Source organism: Scandinavium sp. NPDC088450 (assembly GCF_044900545.1).
Classification (GTDB): Bacteria; Pseudomonadota; Gammaproteobacteria; order Enterobacterales; family Enterobacteriaceae; genus Scandinavium.
The window spans coordinates 1-5,028 of record NZ_JBJDNI010000054.1; the positions used below are offsets into that span (position 1 = coordinate 1).

Here is a 5,028-nt window from a genome sequence, read left to right on the forward strand (position 1 = left end):
AGTTCGCCGGTGACAACCTGTTCGGCGCTTCCGGCAAACTGGCTGGCCCGATGACCTTCCAGATTGGTTCAAGCTCTGATGAAGCGATGACCGTTAACCTGTCCACTACTCTGTCCGGTGCGTACGGTGCTTCCGGCTTCAACGGCCTGAAAGGTGCGGGCGCAGCTGGCGCTTCTGGCATCAACATCCAGAGCGCGGCTGATGCGCAGGCTTACATGGATGGGCTGGAAACTGACCTGGCAAGCGTGGGTAAAGTGCGCTCTGAGCTGGGTGCCAACATCAACCGTATGGCGCACACCTCCGCCAACCTCGCGAACATGAAAGACAATACCTCCATGGCGCTGGGCAACATCACCGACGCGGACTTCGCGACTGAAGCTTCAAGCATGAGCCGCAACCAGATGCTGGCCCAGACCTCCATGTCCATGCTGAAGCAGTCCAACAGCATGTCCGGCATGGTGATGTCTCTGCTGGGCTAATCCCCGCTCATTATGTGAAAAACACCGCTTAACCGCGGTGTTTTTTTTTCGTCGAACACTTTCCTCCTGCCAGGAAGCTAGCTTTCCATCACCGTACTATCTTCATGATCTCAAAGACATTAACGAATTGGCACGATGATTGCTTATAGCCAATACCGTTGTGCGGACCATTGACGGCAGGGAAAACCGCCTTTTTGCACAACGCTCCGGAGAATCACTCAGCCAGGCGAAACAGAGACTATGTCCAGTAAGAAAAAAGTAACAACGCCCACGGCATCCAAAGACAGCCTTTTGTCGTCTTTGCTGCAGCGTCAACAGACAGGGAAAACGCAGGAACTGCCGTTTGTCAGCGTGATCTGCCCGACGTGGAACCGCCGTGAGTTTTTGCCCTACCTGCTGTATATCTATCAATATCAGGATTATCCGGCGGACAAGCGCGAGCTGATTATCGTTGATGACTCCGCACAAAGTAACGAAGACCTGATCGAGATGCTGGTCGATAAAACCCAGCAAAATGTGCGTTATCTCTACAGTGAAAAGAAGCTGATCCTGGGTGAAAAACGCAATCTGCTCAACGAGCTGGCGACCGGAAAATACATTATCTGTTTTGACGACGATGACTATTATCCGCAGGACAAAATCAGCGCTCAGGTCGGCGCGATGCAAACCCACAACGCCACTTTTTCCGGCTGCGATCAGATTTACATCTGGTACAGCCATCTCGATAAAATTTATCGCACTCGCTCGTTTGGCAAAAATCATGCGCTGAACGGCACGTTTGGCTATCACCGCAATTTCTTGCGTACCCATCGGTATGACGACGCAGCCACGCTCGCCGAAGAAGTGAGCTTCCTGAATAATTTCACCGCGCCCGTGCTGCAATTGCCGCCGGAGAAAGCGATTCTGTGCATTTCACACAGTGCGAATACCTACGACAAAGACTTCATTCTGGGCTCGACGGAACCGACGGATTTAACGCTGGAAGACTTTGTGCAGGACAACAACCTGCTCAGCCACTATCGCCGTTTGAGTACGCTTCCGACTAACACGCGCGTGGAATGGAATACCTTCAGCAAAATTGCTGTTCTCTACGAGGCGGGCAACCAGCAAGAGCGTGACCACGCGCTTAAGACTTTGCGTGAGCTGGGCGTATCGCAAGAGCAATTGCTGCCGGTTGAAAAAGTACGCCATGAATCAGCCGATCGTGCCGAGCTGGAAACGCACTGCCAAATTCTCGAACAGGCAAAAGAAGCCCAGTGGCCTAACGTGCTACTGCTGGATGCACGCCTGAGTTACGTGCATAAAGAAGGCGCGGTGAACAACCTGAACAGCCTGCTGCGCCAGTTGCCGAATATCGACTGGCAGGTTTTGCTGCTGGGCGCAAACTACCACCAGATTATCCCCCTGAAATCCCTCAACGGCGTCGCGCGAATTGGCGCGGCGGAATGCGGATGTGCGTATGCCGTCCAGCAACCGTTTATCGACACCCTGCTGGCGGTCTACCGCGAAGCCCTCGCGCAAAATGTGTCGCTAACTGCAGGGTGGCCTTTACTGATGCGTGAGTCCTGCTGGCTTGGGTGTTATCCGAGCTATGCGTTCTTACAACACCTTCCCTCGCCCGATGGGAAAGCAATGACCGATTCCACGCATCTGTTTTTCAAAAAAATTCAGCCCAATATGGCTCCGTAATTTGTTAAAGGACACTTAAAAATATGGAACATTATCAACCCGAGTTTGTACTTCGCTATCTGGCCGAAAACGCCGACTGCACTTGCCCTGCCTGCCAGAAGACGGAAGGGAAATCGCCGCTGGTTGAGGTGAAATTCAATAATCAGCAGCGCGACTCACTGGATTTACGCTGCGAAAGCGCAGCCCGCCAGATGTTGCTGAACCCAAAAGCGTTCGTGCTGCATGCGGAAGAAAATGATGAAACAACCGATGCCCAGCCCGACTTGTGGCTGGAAACCCTGAACCAACAGTGTCTGAACCTGGCGATGCACCCGGCATTGACGGTTGAAACCGCACTCTATGCCATCGGCATTCTGCTGAGCAAAGCCAAACAGTACCAGCAGACACAGCAGGACGACTTGTCCCTGCTGGTGATGATGGCAGAGCAGATTGGGCATTTAGGTGAAGAAGGCGTTCTGGCAGAGCAATATGCGCAATTGCCGCAAATTGGCAGCGTCGAAACGGAAGCGCTGAAAGCGCTTGGGGCACAGCGCATCAGCTTCAATTTGCCGATGATGGAGAAGATGGCCGTTTCCCTGAAAGTGGGCGAACTGGTGGTGATGAACGACGCACAGTTGGCTGATCGCGTCACGGCCCTGAATGCCGTCTGGACGCAGGCTGCTTCAGACAACGCGCTGGCCTGGATAGCGCGCAACGTGCTTATTTATCAGCTGTATCACGATATTTTCCCGGGCAACGACAGCGCCCTTTACGGCACGAAAATGCTGCAGCTTGCCACGCAATTTTTCCAGTTAAAAATGCTGCTGGCTATCTGGGTGGAAACCGGTAATGCCCTGACAGAAGAAAGCGTGGTTTCGCTGTTCAGTAGCTGGAAACAGCTTCCTGCTGCTGTCTCTTCCCCGCTGGCCTTAAAGAGCGACGACGACACCGCGTTGCTGCACGCTTTATCGCTTATTTGATGCCAGGTCAGGGGTTGCACCATGCATACTGTGATTACATTTGGCACGTTTGATGTGTTTCATATCGGGCACCTGAATATTCTGGAGCGTGCGCACGCTCTGGGGAACAGGCTGATTGTTGGGGTGTCTTCCGATGCCCTGAATCTGCGTAAAAAGGGCCGCCTGCCGGTCTATTCACAGCAGGAACGAATGGCCATCATTCGGGGAATGAAATACGTCGACCATGTTTTTCTGGAAGAATCACTGGAATTGAAAGCGGATTACATTGAGGCTCATCACGCCAAAATGCTGGTGATGGGCGATGACTGGAAGGGGAAGTTTGATCACCTCTCCTCACTTTGCGAGGTGGTCTATCTGGACAGAACGCCGACAATCTCGACCACCTCAATCATCGAAGTGATTAAGCAACGTTAACCGAATCTGCCCGTCACCCGGGCAGATTTTTTTGGCCTAACTCAGAGCCGAAAGCACAGCGTCAGCAGCACGCTGTGCCGCTTTACCGTCCTGAAACGCATCGCAATACTCGATTTTTATCTGCTCCAGCGAATGTCTGTGTTGCTCCCAGTCGACTTCCGCGGCCAGGCTTTGACGCAACTCAACCATATCCGTCACCGAAGGCAGAAATGCCCGAACGCGTTGTTCTGGGCTCTGTTCGGTACTGAAGGATTTTCCGCCTTTCAGCAAATCACGCATTCCCTGCCACTCCAGCAGAATGACTTTTTTGTTGGCCTGAATCGCGTCAAAGACGAACCCACTGTTATCACTCAGCACATAATCGGCCTTCTGCAACAAAGGGAAAGTCAGGCGATTATCGCTGACGAGGGTTTTCAGATGCCTTTTAACATGTTTCAGCAAAGTACGCTCTGAGGGGCGATTCAGCGTGCCATGGTGAAGTTTGGTGATGACATTGTAGTCGTGGCTTAATCGCCCCACGTTTTCCATCCAGTGAGGTAATGAACTGAGCTCGCCATAGGTCGGGGCGTACAATAAGGTCGGTTTCGCCGGATCCAGCTTAAGCGAGTCAAGCAACTCAGTGCCAACACGGTGCTGATACCAATCATCGAAACGAGGATTGCCCACCACTTTCCCATTACCAAACTGCGCCAGTCCCCGTTGTGTATAGTGGCTGTAGCACAGAACAGTATGGTATTGCGCATTCCAGTCGGCATGGTTCCAGCTTTCTTTGGCTAGACCGTATAACGTTCGGATATGCACCTTCGCTATCGGGGCGACCCAGGAAATAAAGTAGGGGCTGAGAAGACAGTCATACGGAGTGGGTTGCTTGAGTGCCACCGAGAGTAACGTGCAATCGAGCCCCGGGACGACCAGCGTCTTTAAAAAGCCGAGCATTTCGCTGACAAACTCAGGTTCGATCAGATCGTTGATGACCAGCTCGCAGCTCACCTTTCGTTTTATCAGCTCTGCGATAATGTTTCGATAGACCTCATAATGAAAAGAGGTCTCCATGAAGAATCCAACCCGCTGATTCCTTTCAATCTCAGGCATCCGGGCGGTTAATGATGAGTGGGCCATAACTACTCCATTGTGCATTCAGGCCTGTTATCTGCAAGTATCATGCCAGCAAAAATATACACGCTACACCGGGCTTTATGCGCCCCCAGGACTCTTGCGCGGAACACTTTTCGTCCTAATGAAGGCGAAAGCCGGAAAGAGGCTTTCCCTGGTTTTAAGCACCCTAACTTTTCGGACCTGAATAGGGGTTAACTTATTCATTAAACAGACTTTTAAATTTTTTGATGAAAAAGTTAAGCCTCTTATTTAATTTCCCCACCCTCCGTGTCGTTCTATCTCAGTACACAACAGGAAAGCCGGATACGCCGGTTTCTTCAGGAGATAAATACTATGGCACTTTCCCTTTTTACTAACTCTGCAGCAATGTC

General features: G+C 51.8%; 5 protein-coding genes. 4 read left to right on the forward strand and 1 reads right to left on the reverse strand.

Annotation, left to right across the window (positions count from 1 at the left end; translation table 11 throughout):
* From ACI2I2_RS24410 to ACI2I2_RS24425, 4 genes are all read left to right on the forward strand, one after another.
* Nucleotides 1-479: flagellin (locus ACI2I2_RS24410; RefSeq protein WP_404660249.1), on the forward strand; the 479-nt coding region annotated here is incomplete at its 5' end.
* A 240-nt stretch (nucleotides 480-719) separates the two neighbouring features.
* On the forward strand, nucleotides 720-2,168 hold the full coding sequence (locus ACI2I2_RS24415) for a glycosyltransferase family 2 protein (protein WP_404660250.1): 1,449 nt from the start codon (nucleotides 720-722) through the stop codon (nucleotides 2,166-2,168).
* Between the two features lie 23 nt (nucleotides 2,169-2,191).
* Nucleotides 2,192-3,127 (forward strand): hypothetical protein, encoded by a 936-nt coding sequence (locus ACI2I2_RS24420; protein ID WP_404660251.1) that lies wholly within the window; start codon nucleotides 2,192-2,194, stop codon nucleotides 3,125-3,127.
* Nucleotides 3,128-3,148: 21 nt separating this feature from the next.
* The gene (locus ACI2I2_RS24425) at nucleotides 3,149-3,541 is read left to right on the forward strand and encodes an adenylyltransferase/cytidyltransferase family protein (RefSeq protein ID WP_404660252.1); all 393 of its coding nucleotides are present in this window, start codon (nucleotides 3,149-3,151) and stop codon (nucleotides 3,539-3,541) included.
* 36 nt (nucleotides 3,542-3,577) lie between these two features.
* On the opposite strand, the gene ACI2I2_RS24430 is transcribed toward ACI2I2_RS24425, so the two are convergent.
* Nucleotides 3,578-4,594 carry a CDP-glycerol glycerophosphotransferase family protein gene (locus ACI2I2_RS24430; protein ID WP_404660253.1) on the reverse strand — a complete coding sequence of 339 codons (1,017 nt, stop codon included), beginning with the start codon at nucleotides 4,592-4,594 and terminating at the stop codon, nucleotides 3,578-3,580.
* Nucleotides 4,595-5,028: the final 434 nt, after the last annotated feature.

Excerpts from the sequence above, each read along its gene's own strand:
- ACI2I2_RS24415 (WP_404660250.1), top strand. The coding sequence starts at position 720 with ATGTCCAGTAAGAAAAAAGTAACAACGCCCACGGCATCCAAAGACAGC.
- ACI2I2_RS24420 (WP_404660251.1), top strand. The coding sequence starts at position 2,192 with ATGGAACATTATCAACCCGAGTTTGTACTTCGCTATCTGGCCGAAAAC.
- ACI2I2_RS24425 (WP_404660252.1), top strand. The coding sequence starts at position 3,149 with ATGCATACTGTGATTACATTTGGCACGTTTGATGTGTTTCATATCGGG.
- ACI2I2_RS24430 (WP_404660253.1), bottom strand. The coding sequence starts at position 4,594 with ATGGAGACCTCTTTTCATTATGAGGTCTATCGAAACATTATCGCAGAG.